Consider the following 26,909-nt stretch of genomic DNA (forward strand, 5'->3'; position numbering starts at 1 on the left):
AATTAAATTTTAAAAATATAAACTTTGTCCATGTAATAGGTATCACCTTCTATTAATGTAAAGTTATTAGTTTTATTTTGAGGGTTCGTGCTTTTTAACACTTTTCCATTTTTTTGAATCTCAATCTTTTGGAATACTTTGCCATGAAGCCCAGAAAAGAAAATTACATCTTGATAGTAAATTCCCGTCGGTTCTTGTTTAGAATTATAATCAAACTGATAATTACGAGAATATGATATATACCCTCCTAAATCAACATCCAACTTAGCTTCCAGTTTTATTTTAGTAGGTTCAAATATTGGAACCCAATGTATAGTTTTTTCTCTTGTTATTTCAAAACCTGTTAAAGAGACTCCTGCCGCAATCCCCATACCAGCTGTAAATTTACCTTCACCACTGTTAAGGTTAGAAATAAAGTCCCGCACGTATATTTTCTTTGAACCAAAGTTTGCTCTTACCTTAAATTGAGCAAATATTTTTCCTTCGAATTCAAATTTCAATTTAGTGTCTTTCAAAACATCTTCACCTAAAACTTTCTTAAGCTTTGCCGCAACCTTTTCTATTTCAAGAAGGCTCACTTCTTTTTTATAGGAAATTCCTAGCAGCGGATCGGCTTTACTGTTAATTTCAACCACTCTTGATATTTTTCCAAGGGTAGATTCAAAATACATGCTTCTGTTCTCTGCCATTTTGGGGTATACTATTTCAAAGCCCCAATCGCCCATCTTATCTATTGTTTTAAAGAACTTCCTATGTTTTCTTATTCTTCCAAATGCACCTTTACCTCGCGTAAACCAGATTATTAAAAGTATAATTGCAATTTCAATAATATACATGATAATTAATGCAATAGCAGTAAGGTAGCGGTAGTCCCGAGTGAAATCAATTGTACTTGCCGGAGATTTTCTTTTTTCAATATCTCCGAAGTTATAAATAAAGTGTACTCCTAAAGCAAACTTATGGGTTTCTTCCTGAAGGAATTCAAAAATCGTATCAGAAAGCTCATTTACTTCTTTTGGAGAAAATTCCTTAAGATTGGTGATACTTTTTTTTACTGAATCTACTGTTTCATCAAGCCACTCAAAGTTGTCGACAAGACTCACAGGAACATCATTCCAAAAGAATGGCTCTTTATAGCTCATTCTTAAGTTTTGTGTGAGAACAGCATCCGGATAAGTGTTTAAAACCAATGTAGGTTTAGCTTCCTTCTTATCCATTTTAGAATAATAAGCACAGGAATTTATAAAAAACTGGTGTGCAAATCTACTTCCCAGGAAAAATGAATGCAGGAAGTCACCAAGTTTAGGTTCATTGCTGTATACTTTATAATTGATGCTATTATTACCTTCCTTTAAAGTAATAGGACTTCCGTTTGTATAACCACTGATCACCCGAACCGGTAGCGTATGCTTTTCAGGTTTATGATAACATCCTTTTCTTGAAACTCCATTAATAATAAGTGCAGATGCTTTTGCGTGATTAATATCAGGAGCAATCAAGGAATATTCTATTGGCAGTGCATCTTTATCACTGATCAGAAACTTGATAGTTGTTCTTCTGTTTTGCTCATGCATTCCTTCTGTTAAATTATTCCCGGAATGTAAGGGCATGGTTTTTCCGTATCCTTTAGCATGAATTCGCCTTTCATCTACCCCATTCTTAACAAGATAGTCTACAACAGATTGTGCTCTGCGTTTTGAAAGCGCCATATTGTATTGATCCGTCCCTCGGGAATCTGTATGAGACCCCAATTCCACAGGTACATAAGGCATTAGTTTGGTAAGAAACTGTACTACCTCAGCTAAAACGGGTTTAGCATCTGCCCTGATATTAGATTTATCATAATCATAGTTGATATTTCGAATAGTATAAAACTTACTACTTGGATCCATTTTATTAATGAATTGTCCTTCGTTAAAAAGTTCAACTAACTTATTTCTTTCTGAGAATTTGATAATCTGAAACTTACAAGTAGATATTGAATCTACCTTTTTGTCTGTTTGTCCTACTTTTACAGGAGCGTTATTATTAAGAGTGGTAATATTGGTTTTAACGGGAACTGTTTTGTTCTGAACCTTTAAAAAACGACCATGAATAATGTTTCCTCGGTCATCTTTTATATAATTTTTACCATCTTTTATTTTAATATAAAACTGAGTAACATCCTCTCCTTTTCCCCAAGTTCGCTGTATTGTAAAATCAGTATTGATCTGCCCGTTTATGACCCAAGCCTGTTTTTGAAACACCTTTGCAAGAACATCATCTGCAGTAGCATCATAGTTTTTATCAGTAATTCTATTCTTAATTTTTTCAAAAGTAACTTCAGAATTCATTCTATACACCTCTACGGTAACAAAACTTCCATTAATTCCCTGTGTGCTTACTCCTAAAAAAACATTTTCACCAAAAGAAAACTGTCGGGAACGATTATCTGCTCCACCTAATTTCAAACTCCATTTAGTGTTTACAATTAAAGGCGTACAATGTCCTTTTACAAACAAACCTGTTGTATTTTGTTTATCAGGATTTCCTGAAAAACTTGCTTCTACATAAAAATAATGACTTCCTCCACATAAATGTTTGGGTATGGTAAATTTACGTGCAGAAGATACAGTTTTAGTAATGACTTTCTGTCTTTTACTATCCTGTATTAACCATGTAACGGGTTTCTTTTTCTCTTCAGCAGTTGTCCCTAAATACCAATCAACAACTACAAAAGTTACCTCTTTATCACCAACTAATGTCACTCTTTTTCCAGGGACCGTCATATCAGGGTAATAAGAACCGCTGAAACTTATCGCTTTAACTCCTTTCGCCATTTTCTGTTGATTTTAAATTACAAAGTCTTCTCCTTCGTCATTGGAAGGCTGCTCATTATACATTGATTCCGTATTCACCAAAGGATTGATCTGCTGCTGGACATCCTTATCTGCATTCTTAAAGTTCTGCTGACTTGCTTCAGCTCTCTGTCCATGATCTATGATTTCGATACAAGGTGTTCCTGCAACGGCACAAACGGCTTTACTGTCTTCAAGAATGATATATCCGCCATTGCTGAGCTGTACTTTTTCGTAGAATTTCTGCCATTCGGTGACCATTATTTTACATGGCGGTGGTGGTCCGCCGTGTTTGGTACAATTTCCGAATGTATTTTTCTCAAATGTTGCTCCTCCTATCTCTTTTGTTGTTACAATAAGCTTTTTGGAAGCGCTTTTATCATTTGCGTATTCTTTTTGATGTGAAAGTACTTTAAGTTTATCCGGAGCTTGCCCGAATTGGCACTTGCACATTGCGCCCTGTACTACAATATGTTTTTCTGCCATGATTATTGTTCTCTATTTGAAACCAACAGTCTTGTCAGGTATTGATTCCCGAACTCAAGACGAATGAAGCTTTTATTCATTTTGAAAGTAACCACCGTAAGTGCACTTGATGTGTTTTCATCAGTATCTACCGTAGTTTGATACAACTGAGCATTGTATCTTGCAAAAAGTTCCTGACATTCTGTGGGAGAACTATCATTGAACACAAGCCCATAAGGTAAGCCTGCTACTTTCTTATCTCCATAGTATTGTAAAGCGTAATATTCCTGTCCATCAATCATTGTTGCGTAGATCAGATTAAAAACCTCATCAATGTCCCAATTTGAATATTTTCCGCCTTTACAGCTTTCACATTCCGGTTCAGTAGGTTGTATCTGTAAGCGTTTTGTAAAGGTAGCTGATGTTGTAGGTAAAGAAATAAACTGCTTATTGGTGAATAATGCCTGTAGTTTTTTTGATGTTGTTTTTTCAATACGATTTCTCGCTTCTATTTCTGCAAACTGTGCATCTGCTTCAGCGTTCATTCTTGCAATTTCTTCGGCACGTGGCGAAGCTGCTTGAGCTGTTGCACGATCCGTTGCTTTTGAATTTAACAGGAATTCTTTAATTTCTTTTTCAACTTTTCCAGTCGATTTGGTTTGTTTTACATCAACATCTTTTTTTGACAAGCGGTCAGGAGTAATATTTTCAAGGAAGATGCTTACTTTCGTGCTTTTCTTAGAAATTTTAGTGAATGTTATATTCCAACTCGCCTGTTGAATGAATTGCTTGGGTTTTGCGCCTTTATTCAATGCTAATTCCAGATAAGGATTTTTGGAACCGGCATCATATTTCAGATTATAAAGGTCAATATTGGTTGAAAAGCCACTCCCCATTGCGGTAGCAGCGGCACCCATCGCTGAATTTTTTGTAAAATCATTTTCAAAATCAAAGATGATGCTCTCCAGTACCTCAATATTTTTTGGCACCGTAAATTCTACTTTCTGTCCAAAGGACAAACCGAAATACACCAGAAAGATCAGTAAAGAAAGTTTCTGATTTAATTTTATTTTCATTTTATTTTGTTTTTTTATTCTGATATAGCAGTAATTACTACTGATATTTTCTTTTCTTCTTCCAACATCATACTACATTCCAGATACAGTGTTTCGGGCAATAATGTTTCCCCGTTCAGATAATACTGTATTCTGAAATTTCCATTGTCATTCATGACCGGATGATCCTGAATGGTCATTGAAAAAGGTGATTCATTGATAAAATCGTATACTGTTCTTTCATCATTTAATTTTCCTTCTCCGGATATATTCACCAGGTCATATTCATCTTTTACCGGATCTACTTCTACATGTATTTTGTATTTCGGCTCAATAGGGTTATCCACTACAGGGAAGCTTTCTTCTCCTTCTATTTTGAAACGTTGTCCGAAACTCTGATAAATTCCAAAAAATAATGTTCTGATGAAATAATCATTTTTCAAATAAAAACTGATCGCTTCAGGTTCGTAGATAATGTTTTCAATCTTCTCGCAGTATTTATCTACAATATCGCCTTCAAATTCCTTATAAACTTCCTCCTTTACATTAGTCCATCTCTCTTTAAATACTGAAAGATTTTCTACTTGGCGAAATTTCCCATGTTCATCCACACTTATCTGTAAAGGATACAGAACTTTGGAGGTTTTATAAGCTAATGTATCTGCTATTTCATTGATTTCTTCTTCATTCAGATATAGATTTGATGTTCTGTCAATTTCAAAAAAGTACAGGTTGCTTTCGTTTTTAAGCCAGCGTACTGAGGTTTCGTATTTCAGTTCATTTTTCCTGTTTCCAGTTTCAAGATTGACGATTACTCCATATTTACTGAATGATCTCTCTGGTCTGAAAACAATACTGTTTCCTCTGCCAAACTGTACCTTTTTATTCTGATCCGCAACAGCTATTCTTGGAATATAAAGTTCCTTCTGTCCGGTAAGTTCTATGAGGATCATATCTTTTACCTGACAGTGATTGTTGTGGAATAATTTCAGGGTATCTGCATCCAACCCATAAAGTGTTGCGATACTTTTTAAGGTTTCGTTTTTTTGGATGATGTGGGTATTAAACTTCTGCATATAATATTCCGTCTTCAGGGTTATTTCTTGTAATGTGATTTTAATTTTTTAGTGGATAACTCTGGTTCTGTTAGGTCTTGGGTCCATTCCGATACCTTCTCTTCTTGCAGACCAATGCAGATATTTATGTCGAAGTTCTAATAAATCGGTTTGCTCCTGAGCTTCTTTCTGATATTCTGCATATTTCTTTTGCGGAATAGATGCTCCCATATATTTCTTTTCCAATTCTGCTTTCGGTATAAATGCGTAAGGTTTTCCGTCTCCCATCACATAAGGTTCAAGACGATTTTTAACTCTTACCAATAATGCATCTGAATCAATGGCATAGGTTTCATTTACCATTTTTTTATCTGTAATCGGAAGGTTTTTCTGAATCCCGTAATCTGCCATAAAATGTAGAGGAATATAACTGAATGTCTTCACTAATTTACGTGTACTTTTTAGTGACCAGTAAAATCCGGAGGAAATGGTAAGTTCTCCTTTATGAAACCACCCTTCTGCTTCCAGTTCATCTCTCAACGCTTCCAGTTTAGAAGGGCTGAATCCCCATGCTGTTTCCAGTTCTTCCCATGATTCTTCACCGTTTTCATAAGCTCCGCCTACGTCACAGTGAACTCCCGGAAATGTTTTTTCAATTCCTGTACGCACTCTTGTAAGGTCAAAGTTTTCCCTGTGTTCATCTTCTGCAATAAAGTGAATTACAGTCTGAGCTTTTGCAATATCGTTAAGGCTCAACTCTTCTACGTCATTGCTGAAATTAGGTTTTGGCGACAGGTATTTTGAGTAGGATGAAACAGTATCGTAAACACCAAGAAATCTTACTTTTAAGACATCAATCGTAATACCGGCTTCCTGTAATTTCAATCCGAGATGTCCCCATTTAGGAAGTTCTTGTAAATCTACAGAGTTCCCGTCATCATCAGAATAGGTGGTGGCAACCATCCCATCATTGGCAACGGTATGTGCTGATGCTTTATATTTGGCTTTACTGATTTCATGTACAAAATTACGTGCAGCCGCCGCCCCACGGCTAAAACCGAACACATCAAAGGTAAGTACAGCAATTTTATCAGCCTTTTTCTCACTTTTAATGGTTTTTACTTTTTTGACAATCTCTTCACAGCCTTTTCTTACTTTGGATCTGATTCCGGTAGCTCCGGTACCAAAAGCATAGCCTAAAGTTTGGTCTCCCTGAGCATCTTCCGTTCCGATTCCTTCTATATAGATTCCGAAATTTTTGTCGTAATTATCCCACATTCGGGCTACATTACTCCAATCGTTGTTGTAACTGTTGTTATCTGTAACTTTACCACCATGTTTTTTATAAGCATCAGTTCCTTTTGCCTTTTCTGTGGTATTGGTTTTATTATTTAAAGTTCCGTCAAAAAATATTCCGATCGTAATATCCAATACTTCTTCTTTGGTTATCGTCGGTGTATACCCTCCAAATTGATTATTGTGCATAGTTCTCGTTTTTAAATGGGTTCACAGAAATTTTATTCTATTTTTCGGGACAATCTTACTTTTGCTTTGGTGATGAAAACTTCTCCCTGCTCCGTCATTAAGGATAAAAACACTTTTGTATTGTCTTCATTTACTTTTATAGTAAAATCAATGTCTTCCTCTTTTCCTATTTTCTGAAACAATTCAAAGATTTCCTTGTCATCAAAAGCATCTACCCATACAGCATATCTGTTTTTATTCTTATCGCGCCAATAAAACCCGCAGAATTTAGGAATTGCTCTTGGTTTGTAAGTATCATCTTTCAGACTTTTAGCAAAAAGATTTTCCTGTTCTCCATTATAATTGGTAAATCCAAAGTCCAGCCATACACCTCCTTCCGGAAGGATAACATCCGGCTTCCAATTGTATTTTTCCCGATAGACTTCGTACACATCTTCCGAAGGATAGCCTTCTTCTTCAATTTTTTTCCGAACCTCAGGTTTGAATGTTTTATAAGACGGATCTTTCAGCATTCTGTCTGCAAATCCTTCTTTAAACATATATTGTGCATTATCGTATGCTTTTTCTTTTGTGATAATGGTATCGTGAGCCTGAAAAGCACCTATTTCTTTTTGATTTCCCGGACCTTTTGCCCAAAGAACAACTTTCCCTTTAGGAGCCAGCCCTACAACAAAAGAATTATAAGTAGTTCTTTTACGGGTATCCTGATCTACAAATCCTTCATCAAAAAGAGTCTTGATTTTTTCTTTATTAAGATCCCATTTTCCGGTATAGAACTTTTTTTCAACCAGAGAATACCAGGTAAATTCAAGATGTTGTGGCAGATTCATTTTTTCGGTTTCTACACTCATTGTTCCGCCTTCTTTCCCCCAGCCGGTGTTCTGTGTTCCCCAAATAGCATCGAAGCCATAGGTAAAATCATCAGCCACAATAGCTCCTTTATAAATCTCCATAGGATATTCCTGCGGTGCAGAAACGGTTCCCAGCCAACTGTATTTTTCTTCCATTTTTTTATTCTGACAATTTATTGTTGAAAAACAACATACTACACAAAGAATAAAAGCTTTTAAATTATTTATGACCATGAGACATAATCTTCTTGTTACTCGCTAAAACAAGGTTTTCTTTTTGTGCCTCTACATTGATCTTCTTTGCAATTTTTTCTACCTTTTTCCCTACGTTCAGATGATAAGTGTCTTTCACAGTTATCACGATGTTCTTTGCTGTTTTGATAATCGCCATATCAGAAAAGTTTTGATTTCTCAGCACTGTTGAATTCTACTATTTTCCCACTCTGCATCGTCATATTTTCCATTTCGCTGAACATGGAAATTTCTCCTGCTATTTCGTTGGAAGTCTCAGATTGTCTTTTAAACTCTTTATCCACCAGTTCGGTTCTGTTGTCTGAAGATTCTCTGATATCTCCGGAAGCGGTCTGCATAATATCTTTTCCGGCTGTAGAGACTATATCTTCATTTGCTGAACTTGAGATACTTGCTCCGGCATCAATGGTAATTTCTTTTCCGGCTGTGATATTTATATTTTCGCCTGCGTTTAATGTGAAATTTTTAGGAGCTTTCATGTTGATATTTCCTTTACCATCCATAAAATAGCTATTTCCACTCGGATCAAGGATGGTTACACTTCCTTCATTATCATTCAATAGAATTCTGATTCCACTTCTGGTTTGGATAGATTTCAGATGGTTATCAATTCCACCTCCTAAAGCTACCCCACCGTGGAACATTCCTCCCATTACGAACGGTCTGTCCGGATGACTGTGTACAAAATTAACCATTACCTGATCTCCTACTTCAGGAATTGCTACATATCCTCTGTTTTGAGATACCTGATCGGTTCCTCCCGCGTCAGGACTCATCATACGGATAAAATGTGTGGTATCGTTAGTTTGCCAGTCGAATCTTACCTGTATTCTTCCCTGTCCTTCCGGATCAGTATTAGAAATTACCGTTGCCGTTTGTGGTTCAGCTTTTGGAATTGTATATTCTGGTTTTGGAAGAAATCCTGTATCAGCTGCTATTCCGACAAAACTTCCATGATAATGACCTATAGTATCAATTTCATGTTCAGCTTCTGTGATCATGATTCTTGTAAAATAAGAGGTTTCATTAGAATCCTGCTTACGCATCTGTACATCAGCTATACACCCAGGATGCAGAAAAGGAACTGTTGTATTTCCCGAAATGGTAAAAACATTCACCGCCTCACTTCCTGAAGCACTTTTTTGTGAATATTCTACATCAAGATGCGTGGTTGCTTTAATAGGAGCAATCTGTAATGCAGGTGTTTTATAGATGGAATCATTATGATTATAAGCTGTTTTTGCCAGATCACCTACGTGTTTGATCGGCGTAGAACCGGAAGTAAGCTTTTCATGTTTATTACTATTGTAGCCATAGAATTGTGGCTTGGTATGAACCGCTTTTAGTTCCACTTTTATATCATTGGCGCTGCTTCCATACGTTAATGTAATCGGTTTATTCTGAGGTGGCAACTTCCCAAAATGAAGAACTTCACCATCATAGAAAAACTGTTCACCATATGCTTCAGCCATTCTTGCAAGATAATTGTAATGGGTTTCATCATATTGGCTGCTGTAAATAATCTGAGAAAAATTATTAGCATCTACCCTGATATCAAAACGACTTTTATCAATCCCTTGTTTGATAACATCTTCAGCAATAATACCTACATTAACAGGCTGTGCACCTCCAAAACTTTGAATATGCGGAGCTCCGTCTAATAAGATAGTCGGACTGCTTCCCGTTAATACAATATTTCCAAGGCTCATTTTTTCCTGACTGAATCCTACGCCTGTTATCACTCCTACAAATGTTCTTTCAGGGCTGTTGTCAATATCTTTATAGGAAATGACAGCTGTAAGACGTTTTCCCAGAAACTTATTTGCATCATCCAGAGAATGGGTTTGCCTTTCTCCTAAGGTATCATGAGCTAAAGTCAGGGTAAATTCGTGGTGACGTCGCGTACTTTGCTTAAGCTTGAAATGCTTATAGTATTTAATAATTTTCCCTTCGATAACGAGAGAAAGCTTTACTAATCTGTTAATGCCTATATGGTGATTTTCTGATACACCATCTGCATTCTGCGTCGGACGAAAGGACGCGGCATTTGATTTTCCAGGTGTGTTTGACATATTTTGCGGTGATTTGTTTTATTTTTTTCTTAATTTTTCAATGATATGGGATTTTTTTAAACAAAAAGCATTCCCTTTCTTTATAAAATGGCTTTTCAAAAGGTAAAAAAAGACCGTCTTATGGGACAGTCTTTTTATTTTTCACTCATGAAGACTTAACTCATTGGCCAAAGTCCTTCATAAGCTGAATTTCCGTAAGTAATCGTTTCAGCGCTGATTACAAAACTGATCAGCATATTGTTGCTGTCTATTGCATCAAAGTCTACTTCGTGTTGAATTACATATCCGTTTTCCCATTTCAAAGTGATCAGAGTTCCTTCTTCGTGAGATTTGTTGAAATTAATTTCTCCTGTTGTTGGCTTATATTTGCTGTTCAGTAAGCTTTCTAAAACATCAGATTTTTCTGTTGCTTCGATAGTTACTTTAATAAGGGCATTTGACGGATCTGATGCTACTCGTCCTGAAACGTCTGTAGCTCTCGATACACTGTAGTTAAGCTTTAATAACTTCTGACCTTCACCTCCATTGAATTTTAAGATTCCTCTTGAATTTCCTGCCATATTCTTAAATTTTTATCATTAATGATAGTTCCCGTAAATAGGATCTATATAACAAAGATAGACTTCAGGTTCTAATTTAAAAAGTTTTTTGGCAACAGTTTTAAAAATTGTAGTAGTTCTACGATTCTGGTTCTAGAAGAATTATATTAATTATAAGAAAGAGTCTCCGTTTTTATAGTTTTAAAAAGTATAATCAGTAATGTTTATAAACATAAGAAATGATGGCTATCACAAGATTAAGTACAATCAATCCCATGATGATTGTACTATATTTCCTTTTTTTATCGATAAAACTTAGTATTATGATTAAAAAAAGCAGCAACAAGGTATACACAGCCGGGTACATCTGAAAAACTTCGGAAAATCTTCCTTGAAACACCAGAACAATAGCACGCTGAGCTCCGCAGCCAAGGCATTCTACACCAAGGAACTTTTTACTGGGACAAGTCAGCATAAAGTCTTCGATACTCATTTCTGTAAGATTATGATATATTGAATTGGGTTATGAAGAAATTTTTGCCCTGGTATACTGATGAGGAAAAAAGCAGTCTTCTTTCATTTCAAAAGAACCCTGAACCGCGATATATGGATTTCTCAGAATTTCTCTTGCTACAAAGATCAGATCGGCTTCTCCTTTTTGTAAAATTTCTTCTGCCTGTTCTGTTTGGGTAATTAAACCTACAGCTCCGGTTTTCACATCAGCTTCGCGCTTAATCTGTTCAGAAAAAGGAACCTGATAACCGTTAAAAACAGAGATTTTTGCGCCATGAATATTCCCACCGCTTGATACATCTACAAGATCAACAGAGTGTTCTTTTAACACTTTTACCAAGGCAACACTATCCTGAATATCCCAACCATTTTCTGCATATTCAGTGCCTGAAATCCGTACAAAAAGGGCTGTATTTTCATTTAATACTTCGTTTACGGCATCTACAATTTCAATAAGGAAACGGATTCTGTTTTCAAAGCTCCCTCCATATTCATCTGTTCTTATATTGGAAAGTGGTGACAGAAACTGATGAATAAGATATCCATGAGCTCCATGAATTTCGATGACATCAAACCCGGCTTTTACAGCTCTTTGGGTTGCTTTTTTGAAATTTTGCACAAGTGCTTTTATCTCATCTGTGCTCAATGCATGTGGAATTCTTTCTGTGGGATGATAAGGAATGGAACTTGGTGCCACTGTTTCCCAACCTTCTTCAATAGAAATCTGTTGATTATTCCATGTGGAACCTTTTCGCCCTGCATGAGCCAATTGAATCCCAATTTTACTGTCTGAATGCTGATGAACAAATTCTACAATTCTCTGTAGTTTTTCTGCCTGTTCATCATTCCAGATTCCCATACAATGGTTGGTAATTCTTCCTCTCGGCTCTACTCCGGTTGCTTCCACAACAAGTAAACCTGTTCCACCTTGCGCTCTGCTTCCATAATGTACGAGATGAAAGTCATTTGCCAATCCGTTTTCACATGAATACATACACATGGGAGACATTACCCAACGGTTTTTTAGTTCTACGTTCCTGAATTGTATTGGGGTATATAGCATTTTAATCTTTTAAAAAAGTTGAACTTTATCATGAGGAGAATAAAATATTGCCCACTTCATTAAAAAGAACTAATTTTACCCCCCTTTTTTAGTCTACAATATATGAAAAAAGATATACAGATCAGTTACGAATATTTTAAAAATAGCAGCGAGCTGAGCGATATAGAAAAAAAATTATTCGAAAGAGCGAAAGAGGCACGCGAAAACGCTTACGCACCCTACTCTCAGTTTTTTGTAGGATGTGCTGTACTCTTGGAAAATGGAGAAATATACTCTGGAAACAATCAGGAAAATGCAGCCTTTCCATCAGGACTTTGTGCTGAGAGAACGACTCTTTTCTGGGTAGCGGCTAACTTTCCAAATATGAAGGTAAAAAAGATCTTCGTAGTGGGTGGTCCTAAGGAGTTTCATGAGAAAAACCCTCCGATTCCACCTTGTGGTGCCTGCCGTCAAAGCTTAATTGAGTATGAAACGAAACAAAACGAGGACATTGATCTTTATTTCTCAAGCATGAATGAGGAAGTTGTGAAAGTACATGCAGTGAAAGACTTGCTACCTTTCTATTTCGACTCAACATTTTTATAGGGAGATAAAACTATAAATCGTAAAAGGCGAGTGGTAGCCTGATTAAATATTCAATTCTCGTTGTGGTATTTAAACTAATATGGACTTACACGATGATTTCATCATTAAACCAACAGGATTCTGTTGGTTTTTTTGATTACAATATCATAACTTCTTTCGCATGATACAACCTCCTTTTTGCCACGAAAGCACATTTTTTTTCTTATCTCTTGGATTTTTTAAAGTAATATATTGATCAAAATGCAGAAAAATTTTTACCCTAAACTTAGGCGTTTATATAATTTATTCGTGCATCCGTGGCAAAAAAAGAGGTTATTTTATCTCTAAAACAACCTCTTGTATTTTTATTTCAATTACCTATTAATCTTCAGTTTCATCTTCGTCTTCATCGTCTTCATACTGCTCAAGATAGTAGCTGAACGTGAAATCTTCAACTTCCTCTTCCGCATCTTCCAGCGTAGTCAGAAGATCTTCAAAAATTTCTAACTGATCTACAGTCATGTTAACGAACTCAAGGTGAAATGGCATTTCCAAATCTCCGGTAATGGTATCAAAAAGCGCATCAAGATTATCTCCAAAATGCTCTGGAAGCTGAACTTTTTCCTTTAACTGAGCATAAAAATCCTCGTAATCGCCTATGTCTGTAAAATCTATATATACTGTCTTCATATTGTTAAACTAAATTTCTAATTTTCACACAAATCAAATAGATGAAAAATATTTTTCAAAGGTAATACTTATCCTTATTCTAAAGCAAATTTATATAGATCATTGCCTCATCGCGATGGCTTACTGTTTTTCAAAGCTTTTGTAATGGTTTTTTGTGAGATAAACATCCCCATTTTTAGTATAAATAATACGGTCTGCATTTCTTCCACCACATTGGTAATTTACATCTGCTTCGAAATATTTATCTCCATCAGGTAATCTTCCTTCTCTGTTTCCGAACTTATCTCCTCCAATTGCTTTTCCGGGAAGTACATCACACAGATTCCCCTGCGAAGGATTCCAGCCTTGTTTTCTTGCTTCTCCTTTTGTGATATAATAATCGGGTAATCTATGGTTTTGTTTTACATAACTGATTACCGTTTTTTCTTCTGTAAGTTGATCAATAGAAGCCTGAACTGAGGAACTTTTTCCACTATTATATTCATCCAGAGAAGAACTTCCATAGCTTACAGTTTCCGTTTTGGAAGAGCCTGAATGATCTTTTTTATCTTCAATAAAATTTTTATAGACATACATCACAGACATTCCGAAAAGAAGTCCGAGGCACATGAAAAGCACTGCTCTTATTTTACTGTTCATAGCAATAGGTTTATTAATGTAACAGCCATTGGTAAACTTCTACATTGTTATATTATTACATTTAATTTATGATTCTCTCCACTCTTCAGGAATATCACAGATTGGAATAGGTTCCATTTTATGTTTTGCCGCTTTATGCATTCTGTCGAAGATTAAGAATACTTCTTTATCTCGTCCTTCGTAGTCATCGGCATTTTTGGTTCCATATTCTTTTTGAATTTTCTCTAATTCCGGGTAAGTTGCTCCGATCTGCTGTTCATCTGTTCTGTCCACATCCCAAAGTCCATCCGTCGGGATCGCTTCCTGAATACTTTTAATAAGATTTAAGCCTTTTGCCAAAGTATAAACCTCTGTTTTATAAAGATCAGCAATTGGAGAAACATCTACTCCACCATCACCATACTTTGTATAGAAACCGATACCGAAATCTTCTACTTTATTTCCGGTTCCGCATACGAGAAGTCCGTTCAACTGTCCATAATAATAAAGAGTCAACATTCTCAAACGGGATCTGGTATTGGCAAATGCCAGTTTTTCGTTAGGATAAAGCTCTTCATTTACATCAAAAGTTTTATAGAGTTCTTCAAAAGCAGGCGTCAGATCTACAGACATCGTCTCAACATTTGGAAACCTTGATTTCAGGTCTTCCATATGATCTTTTGCACGGTCTACCTGATCTGCTTTCTGGCGAATCGGCATTTCGATCAATAATGTTTTCAATCCTGTCATAGCTGCCAATGTAGAAACCACTCCGGAATCTACACCTCCTGAAACTCCTAATACATATCCGTTCACTCTGGCTTTGGTTGCGTAATCTTTTAGCCATTCCACGATATGATCTATCACTTTTTGTGTCTGCATCGTTTATATTTTTTAGTCTATTCCAAATTCTTTAGGGTATTTTACTACCCCTTTTCTATTTTTTAACCCGTCCATTACAAGTTCAACTGCCATTCCATTCTCTTCCGGAATATCAAACGGAAATGAAATTCCAAAATTACTTGTTTTTTCGTAACCAAACTTTGGATAATACTTTTCATGCCCAATCAGGATCACAGATTGATATCCTAGTTCTCTGGCAATGCGATGTCCTTCATGGATAAGTTGTCCGCCAATTCCCTGATTCTGAAATTCAGGCTTTACGGAAACTGGCGCTAAAGCTAAAGATTCAAAAGATTCTGAATCATTTACAATTTGAAGTTTTGTAAACAAAATATGACCTGCAATGTTACCGTTTTCATCTTCAGCAACCAATGAAAGTTCAGGAATAAAAGCTTCAGAATTTCTTAATTTCTCAACAAGAAAATGTTCCTGGTGATCACTATGCTCCATTTCTCTGAAGGCTTCTTCTGTCAATTGGAAAACCTGTTGATAATCCTTTTCTTCTTCTTTTCGTATTTTAATCATTGTATTATAATCAGTTGTATTTATCTTTTTTTAATTCATACCAGCAACATTTCACTTCAGCATCCTCAAATTCTCCTGTATTTTCAAAACCTATTTTAGTTAAAATATAATGGGAACCTTTATTTCCGGCATCAGCAAAAGCATAAATAGTTTCAGCATTTAATTCATTAAAACCATATTTCAATGTAGCATTTGCAGCTTCCCATGCATATCCTTTTCCCCAAAACTCCGGAATAAATCTATATCCTAAATCCAAAGTTTCTACATATCCGTTTATAGGTTCTTTTAATAATTTTAACCCGCACCATCCTATCAGTAATCCGCTTTCTTTTTCTATTACTGCCCATCTTCCTGTACCGTTTTCTTCATATTGTTTCTGAATCATTTTAATAATTTCTTTTGATTCTTCCACGGTTTTTACGGGATTCCCAAGATATTTCATCACTTCAGGATCAGAATCCATAAGGAACATGCGTTCGGCATCCATATCTTCAAGCTTTCTTAAAATCAGCCTTTCTGTTTCGAGTATCATACCTTTTTTATTTTTTCTCTTTTTTTTAATTCATACCAAAAGCAAATACCATCCGGTTCTTCAAATTCACTGGTTTTTTCAAAGCCCAACTTTCTTAAAATATAGTTGGAAACGTCATGTTCGGAGTGAGCATAAGCATAAATAACGTCTGCGTTCAATTCATTAAATCCATAAGACAGAGAAGCAATTCCAGCTTCCATTGCATATCCTTTTCCCCAAGATTCTGGCAAAAAACGATACCCTAGCTCCAAAACATTCTGATGACCATTCGTCTCTTGAGTTAATAATTTTAACCCGCTCCAACCAATCAACAATCCGCTATCTTTTTCAATAACCGCTAACCTTCCTACTCCGTTTTCGTCATATTGCTTTTGGATCATCCTGATAAGCTGCCTGGATTCTTCAATGTCTGTTGACACCGGTACTCCGATATATTTCATCACTTCTGGATCAGAATCCATGAGAAAAATACGTTCAGCATCAGCTTCTTCAAGCTTTCTTAAAATAAGTCTTTCAGTTTCGAGTATCATGGTATTATTAGTTTTATTCTTCAGTTCCAAAAATAGTGACATCAGTTTTCAATCCTTTTTTAATATCTGCTTCTTTCATCTTATTTCCCCCTACATTTAACGTCTGTAAAGCCGGATTTCCTGAAATATCTAATTTCTGGATTTTGTTATGTTCTATGTTCAGCTTTCTTAAATTTTTAAGCTGAGACAGATCAATTGTTTTTAATTGATTTAAAGATAATGTTAATTGATCAATTCTTGATGTTCCTTTTAGGGAAATGCTTTCCAAAAGGTTATTATCAACATATAAAGAGGCAAGTCTTATCAGATTTTCGGCTTTAAATGAAGATATTTTACATCCTGTACATGAAAACAAATCCAATTTATCCAGATTTTTAAGATGAATAGATGGAATCGAATTATCATCCAACATAATCATTTTAGCATTCTTAAAAAAATTCAAATCATCCGCAGCGGTAATTCCTTTTTGAACCAAGAATAAATTATTCACCAGCTCTGCTTCAGACTGATCTATCATTCCGTCTTTATTCATATCGAAATTTTCAACAGCAGCTTTTTCAAAGTTTTTATCTTTAAATTCAAGCTTTTGTCCGTAAAAAAAATTCAATCCTGAAATAAAGCTGAGGACTGTAAATATTTTAATTTTCATCATGAATTGTCTATTTAATCCTTATTTTTGTAAACTTAAAATCCATGTAAAAATAATGAAGATTTTCAGATATATTGCCCTTTCTTCTGTTTTAGTTGTGGGACTGAATTCCTGCAAAAAAGAACCTGAAAACCAATGGAAAGTAGAGCTAAAAGACACTTCCGAAAAAATTGAAATGACGGATATTTCTAAGGAACTCTACAACCCTAATATTCCGTTGGATCAGTTTAAGGCTAAATTCCCTTGGTTTCAGGGAACAGTTTCTGATGCTGATTTTTCAAAAAGAAGAGCTGATGCTGAAGAAATAAAAATTTACAAGGAAGCAATTGGAAAGATCGATCAGGCTAAGTTGCAAAAGGAACTTCAGAATTTATTTTCACACATAAAACATTATTTCCCGCAATTTAAAAGTCCAAAGGTATATCTGTTTTCATCAGCATTACAAATGGTACAGGACCCTATCTTTTATGATGAAAAAGGAAATCTTTTATTCATAGATATTTCAGGTTTCATGGGTGATGGCAATCTTAATTATAAAGGACTGGAACTTTATTTCCAAAAATCGATGAATCCTCAGAATATTGTTCCTAAGGTTTCCCGACTTTTTGCTGAAAATATTGTAACGGAATCTGCTGACCATCAGAAATTCATTGATCAGGTAATTCTTAACGGAAAAGTAATGATCCTACAGGATGCTTTTCTTCCTGACTTTCCTGATTATCTGAAAATGAATTATACTCAAAAGCAGTATGAATGGGCAACTTACAATGAAGCCAACATCTGGAATTATTTTGTGGAAAGCAATTTGCTGTTTGGAGATGATCCGAGATTGGGAGAACGCTTTATTGCTCCGGGACCATTTTCAAAGTTTTATACAGAGATTGACAATGAATCTTCACCACAGATCGGAATTTATACAGGATGGCAGATCTGCAAGGCTTATCTAAAGGAAAAACCTGAAACGAAACTGACAGATTTCCTGAAAATGGATGCCACAACAATTTTTAATCAGTCCGGTTATAAACCGAAACTTAAATAATAGAAAATTTAGAATTTAGAAAAAATAGAGAAATGAGAAAAACTCAGATTACGATAGATGTAGAGCTTGATGAGAACCACGTTCCTGAAAACATCACATGGAATGCTCAGGATGGAGGTATTGAAAAGCAAGAAACAAAAGCTACCATGATCTCTGTATGGGATGATAAAACAATGGAGGCTCTAAGAATTGATCTTTGGACAAAAGAAATGCCTGTAGATCAAATGAAAATGTTTATCCACCAGATTTTAATATCTTTAGGAAGCACGTACCAAAGAGCAACCGGAGAAGAGGATATCGCTCAGTGGATAGAAGAATTTGCGGAAGAATTTGCCGTAAAATCAGCAATTAAGTAATAACGATTTGAAAACGTGAAAATGAAAGATTTATATTCAAATTATAATTCAATCATTTTCAAATTACAATATTTTCAAATTATCAAATTATATCAATATGAATTTTAATACAAAAGTAATTCACGGAGGGCAGCATCATGAGTCTGCAACAGGTTCTGTAAATGTTCCTGTATTTTTAACCTCTACGTTTGCACAGAAAAGCCCGGGAGTACATTCCGGATATGAATATTCAAGAGCTGCCAATCCTACAAGACAGGCATTAGAAGACTCTTTAGCCAGTATTGAAAATGGAGCGAGAGGTCTGGCTTTCGGTTCTGGACTTGCAGCTATTGACTGTGTTTTAAAGTTATTAAATCCTGGTGATGAAGTAATTGCTGTAGATGATCTTTACGGAGGTACTTACAGAATGTTTACAAGACTTTTTGAAAAATATCAGTTGAAATTCACGTTCGTAAATTTTGATGATGTTTCAAAAATCGCTGATGTAATTACAGATAAAACTAAATTGATCTGGGTAGAAACTCCAACGAACCCATTGATGAAATTAGTGGATATCAAAGCTGTTGTTGAAATTGCGAAAGGAAAAGATATTTTAGTGGCTGTAGACAATACTTTTGCTACTCCTTATATTCAGAGACCTATTGATCTTGGAGCAGACATCGTAATGCACTCTGCAACAAAATACCTAGGCGGACACTCTGATGTAATCGCTGGTGCTCTTATTGCGAAAGATGCTGAGCTAGGAGATAAACTTCACTTCATTCAGTTTGCAAGTGGTGGTATTTTAGGACCTCATGATTCTTATCTAGTGTTGAGAGGAATCAAAACGTTAGCTCTAAGAATGCAAAGACACTCTGATAATGGTCTTGCTGTGGCTAAATATCTTGAAACTCATCCGGCAGTTGATAAGGTAATTTATCCAGGTTTAGAGTCTCACCCTCAATATGAATTGGCAAAATCTCAAATGAAGGAATCCGGAGGAATGGTTTCATTCACTTTCAAATCCGGAAAAAAAGAAGATGCTATCAAATTCTTAGAAAAAGTAAGAGTATTTACCCTTGCTGAATCTTTAGGAGGTGTGGAGTCTTTAGCTAACCATCCTGCTTTAATGACTCACGCTTCTATTCCGGCAGAAAAACGTGCTGAACTGGGAATCACTGATGACCTTGTGCGTTTAAGCGTTGGTATTGAAGATGCTGAAGATCTTATTGCAGATCTTGAGAAAGCTTTTTCTTAAAACATCAAATAAATAAAAAATGAGAAGGATTCAATATCTTTCTCATTTTTATTATCACACTATATACTATGAAAAATACGAGAAAAGCAATCGTTACTGATGTGCCTCAGCTTGCAGAGCTTTTTGACCAATACAGAATATTCTATCATAAGGAATCAGACATTCCTGCTGCCACCAAATTTATTCAGGAAAGAATTGAAAGTAAAGATTCTGAAATCTTTGTAGTGGAAGAAAGTGGCTTATTAACAGCTTTTGTTCAGTTATATCCAATTTTTTCATCTACAAGAATGCAGCGTTACTGGCTGTTGAATGACCTTTACGTCAATGAAAACCACAGAGGAAAAGGCTATTCCAAAGAACTTATTGAGGAATCAAAAGAACTATGCAGAACTTCAAATGCTTGCGGAATTCTTCTTGAAACCGGAAAAAGCAATGATATAGGAAATCAATTATATCCGGCTTGTGGATTCGAACTTTATGATTCTGTAAATTTCTATGAATGGACCAATAAATAGTTTTCTCATATTATTAAATCCTTCAATTATTAAAATTTTAAAACCATGACAGATTTTCAAAAATATATCCAAAGATATTTAGACCAGATTCCATCTAAAGACTGGTTAGCGGAACTTACAAAATCAGAAGATAAAACTATAGGAATTTTCTCTAATCTTACTGAAGAACAGTCCAAATTTGCTTATGATGAGGGAAAATGGACTTTAAAAGGTGTCCTTTTACACCTAGCTGATACTGAAAGAGTTTTTCAATACAGAATACTTGCCTTTGCAAGAGGTGAAAAAGCCAATCTTCCAGGGTTTGACGAAAATGAATACGCTGATCATTCTCATGCCAACGAAAGATCTCTGGAATCTCTTGTAGAAGAATATAAATTAGTAAGAGCGTCCTCTAAAATTCTATTGGAAACAATGAATTCTTCTGCTTTGCAAAATACAGGTAATGCCAATGGACATGAAATTTCGGTAGAAACAATCGGTAAACTGATTATCGGACATAATTATCATCACGTGAACATTATTGAGGAAAGATATTTATCCAAATTGGGTTGGATGTAGAATTGTAGGTTTTGGCTAAAGCCGGATGGTATTTATTTTATTGTTGAGCGGGCTAAAGCCCATTCCTATTGAATTTGATCAATAACGTAAAATTATTTCAAAATAATACAATTAAACTTATTTTGAATTTCAACAGAAATATATTTCATCATTGACACATATAAACATCAATAGAAACGGGCTTTAGCCCGTTTTTATGATTAAAAAACAATCCATCGGCTTCAGCCGAAACCTAAAATAAAATATTCCATTTACCTCATCATTTTTTTGTCTAAAAAACACATATTTTCTACCTTTATCCACTGATTTGAATTCGATACAATTATGGAACATATTATAGAAGTATTAAAATCCGGCGGAACCATCCTTTACCCTACTGATACTATTTGGGGAATAGGTTGTGATGCTACTAATATAGAGGCTGTCAATAAAATTTTTGATATTAAAAAGCGTGAGAAGAACAAATCTATGATCATCCTTGTAGAATCTGAAAAAAGACTTCAGGATTTGGTGGATGTTCCGGAAATGGCGTGGGAGATTATTGATCTGAGTGAAAAACCGGTAACCATTGTTTATGAAAATCCAAGAGGGTTGCCTAAAGAATTGCTTGCAGAAGATGGCAGTATCGGGATAAGATTGGTAAAGAATGATTTCTGTAAAAAATTAATTACAAAACTGAATAAACCTTTGGTTTCTACTTCGGCTAATTTCAGTGGTGAAAAAAGTCCGTTGAAATTTTCTGATATTTCTTCTGAAATCGTTGGGCTGGTAGATTATGCGGTGGAGGAAGACAGAGAAAAAGTTTCAAAATACTCAGGTTCTTCCGTGATCAAAATATGGAATGATAATAGAATTAAAGTTCTTAGAGAATAAAAACATAAGCTTTGGAGTAAAATTTGAAGGAAACAGTCTAGCAACAACTTTCAGCTTTCATCTTTTAACTTCCCTACTTTATAGATTTTTTTAGAGTCTTGTCAGTTTATATCGGCAGGATTTCTTTTTTTTAATTCTATCTTTGCAAAACCCAAACTCGTAAAATGTGTGCTATGAATCATCAGGAATTCGCTAAAATGTGGATAAATGCCTGGAACTCTCATGATTTGGAGAACATTCTCTCTCATTATTCTGAGGATATTGAAATTACGACTCCAATGATTGCTCTTGCCACCGGAGGAAAAGAAAATTCTTTGAAAGGAAAAGAAGCAGTTCGTGAATACTGGAGGAAGGCTCTGGATAAATTTCCGGATCTTCATTTTGATCTGATTCATTCCACAGCCGGAGTAGATTCTGTAGCATTATTTTATAAATCTATTATGGACAAACATGCTGTAGAGGTTATGTTTTTTAATGAAGAAGGGAAAATAAGTAAAATGTACGCTCATTATGATTAATGAACGGCATTGGTAGAAATTGACGCTATTAAAACGATGAAAATTAATCTTAATCAAAATAAGAATTTAAAACTTTTTAAAATAATTTCTGAAGCTGCAGAAAGAAATAACCAGTCGGTATATATCGTCGGAGGTTATGTTCGTGATCTTCTGATGAAGAGAAAAGCTTCTACGGATATCGATTTTGTGACAGAGCAAAGCGGTATTGAACTGGCTCAAAATGTAGCTCAGGATATTGATCCTAAATTAAAGGTTTCCGTATTTAAAACGTATGGAACGGCAATGATCAAATACAAAGATCTTGAACTGGAATTTGTAGGAGCGAGAAAGGAAAGCTACACCGAAAACAGCAGAAAGCCTGAAGTAGAAGGCGGAACTTTAGAAGATGACCAGAAAAGAAGAGATTTTACCATTAATGCAATGGCGATTTCTTTAAATAAAGATAATTTTGGGGATCTGATTGACCCTTTCAATGGTATTGATGATCTGGAAAAGGAGATTTTAAGAACACCTTTAGAGCCTGCTCAAACTTATTCTGATGATCCGTTGAGAATGATGAGAGCCGTACGTTTTGCCTCCACTTTAAACTTTACGATCGAAGAAAATTCATTAAATGCCATCAAACAGGAAACGGAAAGGATCAAGATTGTTTCTATGGAAAGAATCATGGTTGAGTTCAACAAGATCATGTTGTCAGAAAAACCATCTGTAGGATTGAAATTAATGGAACAGACAGGACTTTTAAAGCTTATTATTCCTGAATTGATTGAGCTTAAAGGTGTAGAAGAAGTGGAAGGACAAACCCACAAAGACAACTTTTACCACACTCTTGAGGTAGTGGATAATATTTCTTTGAATACAGATAATCTTTGGTTACGTTGGTCGGCATTACTTCACGATATAGGAAAAGCTCCTACGAAAAAATTTGTAGAAGGAACGGGATGGACATTCCACGGACATGAGTTTTTGGGTTCCAAAATGGTAAAAACTCTTTTCCAACGATTGAAATTGCCATTGGGAAGTGATATGAAGTATGTTCAGAAAATGGTGAAGCTTTCATCAAGACCTATAGCATTGATCACGGATGATGCATCAGATTCTGCTTTAAGAAGACTGTTATTTGATGCCGGTGAAAACCTTGAAGATCTTTTTACACTTTGTAAGGCAGATATTACCACGAAAAACTCCAAAAAACAGGAGAAATTCAAGAAAAATTTTGAATATGTGGCTGTTAAGATCAAAGAAGTAGAGGAAAAGGATCAGGTAAGAAACTTCCAGCCTCCTATCACTGGAGAGGAGATCATGGGAATGTTTAACTTACAACCGGGACGTGAGATTGGGATCTTAAAAGAAAAGGTAAAAGAAGCGATCCTTGAAGGTGAAATTCCTAATGAAAAGGAGGAAGCAACAAAGTTTGTCATTGCCGAAGCAGAAAAGCTGGGATTAAAAGCAAACTAGATCGTGATAAATAAAAAAGACGGCTGGATAAAAATATCCAGCCGTCTTTTTTGTGTGAATTTGTATGGATTATTTTTTAACCAGATAGGAAAATAGCCTTTGATCATCAATTTAATAAAGCCATTCATTAGGTTCATGTATATACCAAAGCCGGGCGGGTTCATTAGAACCCGCCCGGAAAAAAACACAAATGATGAAAAAATAAAAAATTATATTAAATACTTCATCGCGTATTTAATTTCTTAGTTCCAGAATACTGAGTTAGAACCAATCCCCGCAGAGAAAGTTTTGACTATAGATCCTGAAGTATTGTAAACAACGATTTTGCTACCTTCTGTAAATCCGTTTGAATCAGAAGTAAAGATTAAACCATTCACTACATTGAATCCATAAAGATCTGAATATTGGTGAGCACTAGCAGCTACAGTAAATAAAGGTGAAGTAGGTGCTGCTGTTGCAGTCATATCCATAGAATACACATTTCTATCCGAAGTGAAGTAAAATTTCCCGTTTGAAATCTCTAAGTTCGTAGCACCTTTAATTCCTGTTAAAGTTGTTGTTTTTGTAATATCACCCGCACTTGAGATCTGATAAATATAAGAGTCTACAGTACCTGCTGCGATAGCATAAACAATCTGATTGTTTGAAATAATCTTGTTGATATTCTCTCCGTTTGGTGTAGAAATAGTCTTATCAACAGTATTAGTTGTGGTATTGATAAGAGAAATCTTAGTTCCAGATCCTGCTGTAGCATTCTGAACGAAGATATTACCACCTGCCTCTACAATTCTTTCAGCATTATCTGTAAAAGGAATTTCTTTAACTAAAGAATTATCAGATAGTTTATAAACACTTACAGATTTAGCTCCCAAAAACTTATCATTGGTTACATACATATTATTTTTAGCAAATGTCATGTAACGAGGTGTTTTCAATCCTGCTGTAATTTCACCAACAGATTTAAAGCTAAAACGGTTAACGATCTGAATTTTGTTTGAGTTATTCAATAACAAATAAGCATTATTACCATTGAACCCAATCATCTGTAAAACATCACCTAACTTTGCACCACCGTTATTTGCTCCAAAAATATTATCCTGCTTAAAGCTTAAGTCGGAGCTCACGAAAGTTACCTCTGCACTTGGTGTATTATACTTACCTTCATTGGCAATTAAGAATCCGTTTCCGTAGAACATTTCTTGTTCAGAAGTACTGTCTGTACTACAAGAAGCAACTCCTAAAAGAAGCGCAAAAGCAAAAAGAAGATGTAAAAATTTGTTCAGTTTCATATCATTTAAAAATTAATTGTTGCATAAATACTAAAATTTCTCTTTGGCATAGGATAATCAATTACAGTTTGATAAACAGTATTCGTAAGATTGTTCACTTTAAAGCCTAGTGTATATTTTTTCAAAATATCGGCAGAAACTCCTGCATTCAAAAGAACGTAAGAATCTATAGCCGTTGCTCTATCTTCATTCGTTGTTGTGTAGGTAAGCCCATTGATAAGCGCCTGAGCATAAATTTTCATGAAATCAAATCTATAATCTATTGCCCCCACAGCTTTGTGTAAAGGAACATAAGTCATCTGCATCCGGGTATCCTTATTAATAGATTTTGAATACGTATATCCTGCATTGATTTTCAGCCCATGTCTTCCGAAATTTTTATTCCAGGTTACCTGAGACTCCAGCCCATAAAATTCTGCATTATTTGTATTGACAGGTGCCCAATATCCATAAGGAGTAGGAAGCCATCTGATAAGATCTTTGATCTCCATATAATAAGGGCTCAGATTAATCTTAAAATCTCCAAACCTAAACTCATGATTCATATCCACATTGGAAGAGGTCTCAGATTTTAAATCAAGGTTCCCGCCGGGTTGCCAATACAAATCATTAAAAGATGGAAATCTGAAGTTTCTCGAAAAGCTGGCACTCACCTGATACCATTGTAAAGGGGTCCATTTTCCTGAAAAGGAATACAAAAGCGGAGAAGAAATACCTTCCACAAAATCCTTCTTGATTCCAGCTTCAAAACGTAAATCTTTATTTACAAAATATCTTATCATTCCCGCTAAAGAACCTACATTACGGCTAATCGTTCCTATTCCGGTTTCATAGCCTTGTGCTTTATTCACCTGGAATTCTCCGATAGCATTAAAATTAATCTTTGGAGTAATGAAATAATTAAAATCGTTTTTAAAAATATAATTCTTTCCGTCTGCACCACTTGTTTTAGGTAAATTTAGCGCTGAGAAATACTGGAAATTATCCTCAGTATAAGCAGCTTTCAGACTATTGGAAAGATTTTCTTTATTAACATCCCAGGAAATTACACTACGTAAAGTCTGAGCATTATATTTTGTTCTGTTACCGTTTGGTTCGTAAATAGGATAATGTTGCGAAGCATCAAATACTTGACTTTGCCAGGAAATGGTTTGATCATTGGCTATTTTATAGGCTGCCCCTACATTAAAGGTTGTATTATAATATCTTCCATTAATATTCTTAAATGGTGTAATACCCGTTATATATTCCGGAACTTCATAATCATTTGCGCTTACAGCATAGTTTAAAGAAGCCTTAAAGCTGAATTTCTCATTACTGTAAGAACCTTTAACAAAGTTATTGTAAGTACCGAAAGATGCTGCCTCTGAAAACAGAGAACCATGAAAACCTTTATTAAATTCAAGAGTGTTATTCAGATGAATACTCCCCCCGATAGCTCCCGAGCCATACGTAACACTTCCTCCGCCAGCCTTTACTCCGATCTGATCATATCCGAATAAAGCAATATTATTAACATCACCCTGACCTAAAAAGTTAGAATTGATATTAATACCATTCCAGACAAAAGCAGTCTGCTGAGCTGTAGTTCCTCTGAAAGAAGGTGAAGAAACTGCACCACGACCATTTTCTTTAATATAAACATCAGATTGAAACCTCAACAGTTCAGAAAGGTTGCTGGAATTTTTTTGTATTTCTGAAGGAGTAATGATTTTAATAGGATGAAATTGCTTCACCTTATTCATCTGACTGTCGAAAATATAAATGGTATCAATTGATTTCTCCTGACCGAAAAGAAAACAGCCATAAGACGACAAAAACAGTACTAAAGATCTTTTTATATTCATATCCTTCTACTTTTCCTCCGA

Annotated in this window: 29 protein-coding genes; 9 read left to right on the top strand and 20 right to left on the bottom strand. The window is 35.3% G+C overall.

Annotated elements, in window-relative coordinates; all coding sequences use genetic code 11:
* Window positions 1–2 precede the first annotated feature (2 nt).
* The 11 genes from BBI01_RS18335 to namA all read right to left on the bottom strand — a co-directional run bounded on the left by BBI01_RS18335 (window position 3) and on the right by namA (window position 12,187).
* The gene (locus BBI01_RS18335; RefSeq protein ID WP_065396095.1) at window positions 3–2,819 is read right to left on the bottom strand and encodes an OmpA family protein; all 2,817 of its coding nucleotides are present in this window, start codon (window positions 2,817–2,819) and stop codon (window positions 3–5) included.
* A 12-nt stretch (window positions 2,820–2,831) separates the two neighbouring features.
* Window positions 2,832–3,323: a DUF4280 domain-containing protein gene (locus BBI01_RS18340; RefSeq protein ID WP_065396096.1), complete on the bottom strand. Its 492-nt coding sequence runs from the start codon at window positions 3,321–3,323 to the stop codon at window positions 2,832–2,834.
* A gap of 2 nt (window positions 3,324–3,325) precedes the next feature.
* Window positions 3,326–4,378 carry a hypothetical protein gene (locus BBI01_RS18345; protein ID WP_065396097.1) on the bottom strand — a complete coding sequence of 351 codons (1,053 nt, stop codon included), beginning with the start codon at window positions 4,376–4,378 and terminating at the stop codon, window positions 3,326–3,328.
* A 14-nt stretch (window positions 4,379–4,392) separates the two neighbouring features.
* The gene (locus BBI01_RS18350; protein WP_065396098.1) at window positions 4,393–5,433 is read right to left on the bottom strand and encodes a hypothetical protein; all 1,041 of its coding nucleotides are present in this window, start codon (window positions 5,431–5,433) and stop codon (window positions 4,393–4,395) included.
* Between the two features lie 48 nt (window positions 5,434–5,481).
* A complete protein-coding gene (locus BBI01_RS18355; RefSeq protein ID WP_065396099.1) occupies window positions 5,482–6,897 on the bottom strand; it encodes a T6SS phospholipase effector Tle1-like catalytic domain-containing protein in 1,416 nt (471 codons plus the stop codon).
* A 32-nt stretch (window positions 6,898–6,929) separates the two neighbouring features.
* Complete coding sequence (locus BBI01_RS18360; RefSeq protein WP_065396100.1) at window positions 6,930–7,904, bottom strand: DUF2931 family protein; 975 nt, start codon at window positions 7,902–7,904, stop codon at window positions 6,930–6,932.
* 64 nt (window positions 7,905–7,968) lie between these two features.
* Window positions 7,969–8,139 carry a hypothetical protein gene (locus BBI01_RS22895; RefSeq protein WP_165602270.1) on the bottom strand — a complete coding sequence of 57 codons (171 nt, stop codon included), beginning with the start codon at window positions 8,137–8,139 and terminating at the stop codon, window positions 7,969–7,971.
* A 1-nt stretch (window position 8,140) separates the two neighbouring features.
* The gene (locus BBI01_RS18365; RefSeq protein ID WP_065396101.1) at window positions 8,141–10,072 is read right to left on the bottom strand and encodes a type VI secretion system Vgr family protein; all 1,932 of its coding nucleotides are present in this window, start codon (window positions 10,070–10,072) and stop codon (window positions 8,141–8,143) included.
* A 155-nt stretch (window positions 10,073–10,227) separates the two neighbouring features.
* Window positions 10,228–10,632 carry a type VI secretion system tube protein TssD gene (gene tssD, locus BBI01_RS18370; RefSeq protein ID WP_065396102.1) on the bottom strand — a complete coding sequence of 135 codons (405 nt, stop codon included), beginning with the start codon at window positions 10,630–10,632 and terminating at the stop codon, window positions 10,228–10,230.
* 193 nt (window positions 10,633–10,825) lie between these two features.
* Complete coding sequence (locus BBI01_RS18375; protein WP_065396103.1) at window positions 10,826–11,104, bottom strand: DUF2752 domain-containing protein; 279 nt, start codon at window positions 11,102–11,104, stop codon at window positions 10,826–10,828.
* 30 nt (window positions 11,105–11,134) lie between these two features.
* Window positions 11,135–12,187: an NADPH dehydrogenase NamA gene (gene namA, locus BBI01_RS18380; protein WP_065396104.1), complete on the bottom strand. Its 1,053-nt coding sequence runs from the start codon at window positions 12,185–12,187 to the stop codon at window positions 11,135–11,137.
* 102 nt (window positions 12,188–12,289) lie between these two features.
* Between namA and BBI01_RS18385 the strand changes: the two genes are divergently transcribed.
* On the top strand, window positions 12,290–12,772 hold the full coding sequence (locus BBI01_RS18385) for a cytidine deaminase (protein ID WP_065396105.1): 483 nt from the start codon (window positions 12,290–12,292) through the stop codon (window positions 12,770–12,772).
* A gap of 360 nt (window positions 12,773–13,132) precedes the next feature.
* Here the strand turns inward: BBI01_RS18385 and BBI01_RS18390 are convergent, their stop codons facing one another.
* The 7 genes from BBI01_RS18390 to BBI01_RS18420 all read right to left on the bottom strand — a co-directional run bounded on the left by BBI01_RS18390 (window position 13,133) and on the right by BBI01_RS18420 (window position 17,201).
* Complete coding sequence (locus tag BBI01_RS18390) at window positions 13,133–13,441, bottom strand: barstar family protein (RefSeq protein ID WP_065396106.1); 309 nt, start codon at window positions 13,439–13,441, stop codon at window positions 13,133–13,135.
* A 120-nt stretch (window positions 13,442–13,561) separates the two neighbouring features.
* Window positions 13,562–14,080 carry a ribonuclease domain-containing protein gene (locus BBI01_RS18395; RefSeq protein ID WP_065396107.1) on the bottom strand — a complete coding sequence of 173 codons (519 nt, stop codon included), beginning with the start codon at window positions 14,078–14,080 and terminating at the stop codon, window positions 13,562–13,564.
* Window positions 14,081–14,146: 66 nt separating this feature from the next.
* Window positions 14,147–14,941 (bottom strand): NAD(+) synthase, encoded by a 795-nt coding sequence (gene nadE, locus BBI01_RS18400; RefSeq protein WP_065396108.1) that lies wholly within the window; start codon window positions 14,939–14,941, stop codon window positions 14,147–14,149.
* A gap of 12 nt (window positions 14,942–14,953) precedes the next feature.
* On the bottom strand, window positions 14,954–15,487 hold the full coding sequence (locus tag BBI01_RS18405) for a GNAT family N-acetyltransferase (protein WP_185114364.1): 534 nt from the start codon (window positions 15,485–15,487) through the stop codon (window positions 14,954–14,956).
* A gap of 10 nt (window positions 15,488–15,497) precedes the next feature.
* On the bottom strand, window positions 15,498–16,019 hold the full coding sequence (locus BBI01_RS18410) for a GNAT family N-acetyltransferase (protein WP_065396109.1): 522 nt from the start codon (window positions 16,017–16,019) through the stop codon (window positions 15,498–15,500).
* Window positions 16,016–16,549, bottom strand: a complete 534-nt coding sequence (locus tag BBI01_RS18415; RefSeq protein ID WP_065396272.1) for a GNAT family N-acetyltransferase — start codon at window positions 16,547–16,549, stop codon at window positions 16,016–16,018. The genes BBI01_RS18410 and BBI01_RS18415 overlap by 4 nt, the downstream gene beginning before the upstream one ends.
* 13 nt (window positions 16,550–16,562) lie before the next feature.
* The gene (locus BBI01_RS18420) at window positions 16,563–17,201 is read right to left on the bottom strand and encodes a leucine-rich repeat domain-containing protein (RefSeq protein WP_065396110.1); all 639 of its coding nucleotides are present in this window, start codon (window positions 17,199–17,201) and stop codon (window positions 16,563–16,565) included.
* Window positions 17,202–17,253: 52 nt separating this feature from the next.
* Here BBI01_RS18420 and gldB point away from each other — a divergent pair, with 52 nt between their 5' ends.
* The 8 genes from gldB (at window position 17,254) to BBI01_RS18460 (ending at window position 23,752) form a co-directional block, all read left to right on the top strand.
* Window positions 17,254–18,237: a gliding motility lipoprotein GldB gene (gene gldB / locus BBI01_RS18425; RefSeq protein ID WP_083190151.1), complete on the top strand. Its 984-nt coding sequence runs from the start codon at window positions 17,254–17,256 to the stop codon at window positions 18,235–18,237.
* Window positions 18,238–18,269: 32 nt separating this feature from the next.
* Complete coding sequence (gldC, locus tag BBI01_RS18430; RefSeq protein WP_065396111.1) at window positions 18,270–18,593, top strand: gliding motility protein GldC; 324 nt, start codon at window positions 18,270–18,272, stop codon at window positions 18,591–18,593.
* 97 nt (window positions 18,594–18,690) lie between these two features.
* Window positions 18,691–19,830 carry a cystathionine gamma-synthase gene (locus BBI01_RS18435; RefSeq protein ID WP_065396112.1) on the top strand — a complete coding sequence of 380 codons (1,140 nt, stop codon included), beginning with the start codon at window positions 18,691–18,693 and terminating at the stop codon, window positions 19,828–19,830.
* Window positions 19,831–19,898: 68 nt separating this feature from the next.
* Window positions 19,899–20,345: a GNAT family N-acetyltransferase gene (locus tag BBI01_RS18440; protein WP_065396113.1), complete on the top strand. Its 447-nt coding sequence runs from the start codon at window positions 19,899–19,901 to the stop codon at window positions 20,343–20,345.
* 45 nt (window positions 20,346–20,390) lie between these two features.
* Window positions 20,391–20,903, top strand: a complete 513-nt coding sequence (locus BBI01_RS18445) for a DinB family protein (protein ID WP_065396114.1) — start codon at window positions 20,391–20,393, stop codon at window positions 20,901–20,903.
* A 324-nt stretch (window positions 20,904–21,227) separates the two neighbouring features.
* Complete coding sequence (locus BBI01_RS18450) at window positions 21,228–21,776, top strand: L-threonylcarbamoyladenylate synthase (RefSeq protein ID WP_065396115.1); 549 nt, start codon at window positions 21,228–21,230, stop codon at window positions 21,774–21,776.
* A gap of 173 nt (window positions 21,777–21,949) precedes the next feature.
* Entirely contained in the window at window positions 21,950–22,294 is a 345-nt protein-coding gene (locus BBI01_RS18455; RefSeq protein WP_065396274.1) for a nuclear transport factor 2 family protein, read from the top strand.
* 36 nt (window positions 22,295–22,330) lie between these two features.
* On the top strand, window positions 22,331–23,752 hold the full coding sequence (locus BBI01_RS18460; protein WP_065396116.1) for a CCA tRNA nucleotidyltransferase: 1,422 nt from the start codon (window positions 22,331–22,333) through the stop codon (window positions 23,750–23,752).
* A gap of 242 nt (window positions 23,753–23,994) precedes the next feature.
* Here BBI01_RS18460 and BBI01_RS18465 read toward each other — a convergent pair whose 3' ends face one another.
* On the bottom strand, window positions 23,995–25,041 hold the full coding sequence (locus BBI01_RS18465) for a DUF5074 domain-containing protein (protein WP_065396117.1): 1,047 nt from the start codon (window positions 25,039–25,041) through the stop codon (window positions 23,995–23,997).
* Between the two features lie 5 nt (window positions 25,042–25,046).
* Entirely contained in the window at window positions 25,047–26,888 is a 1,842-nt protein-coding gene (locus BBI01_RS18470) for a TonB-dependent receptor plug domain-containing protein (RefSeq protein WP_065396118.1), read from the bottom strand.
* Between the last annotated feature and the right edge of the window lie 21 nt (window positions 26,889–26,909).

The sequence above is a fragment of the Chryseobacterium artocarpi genome, from assembly GCF_001684975.1.
Lineage (GTDB): Bacteria > Bacteroidota > Bacteroidia > Flavobacteriales > Weeksellaceae > Chryseobacterium > Chryseobacterium artocarpi.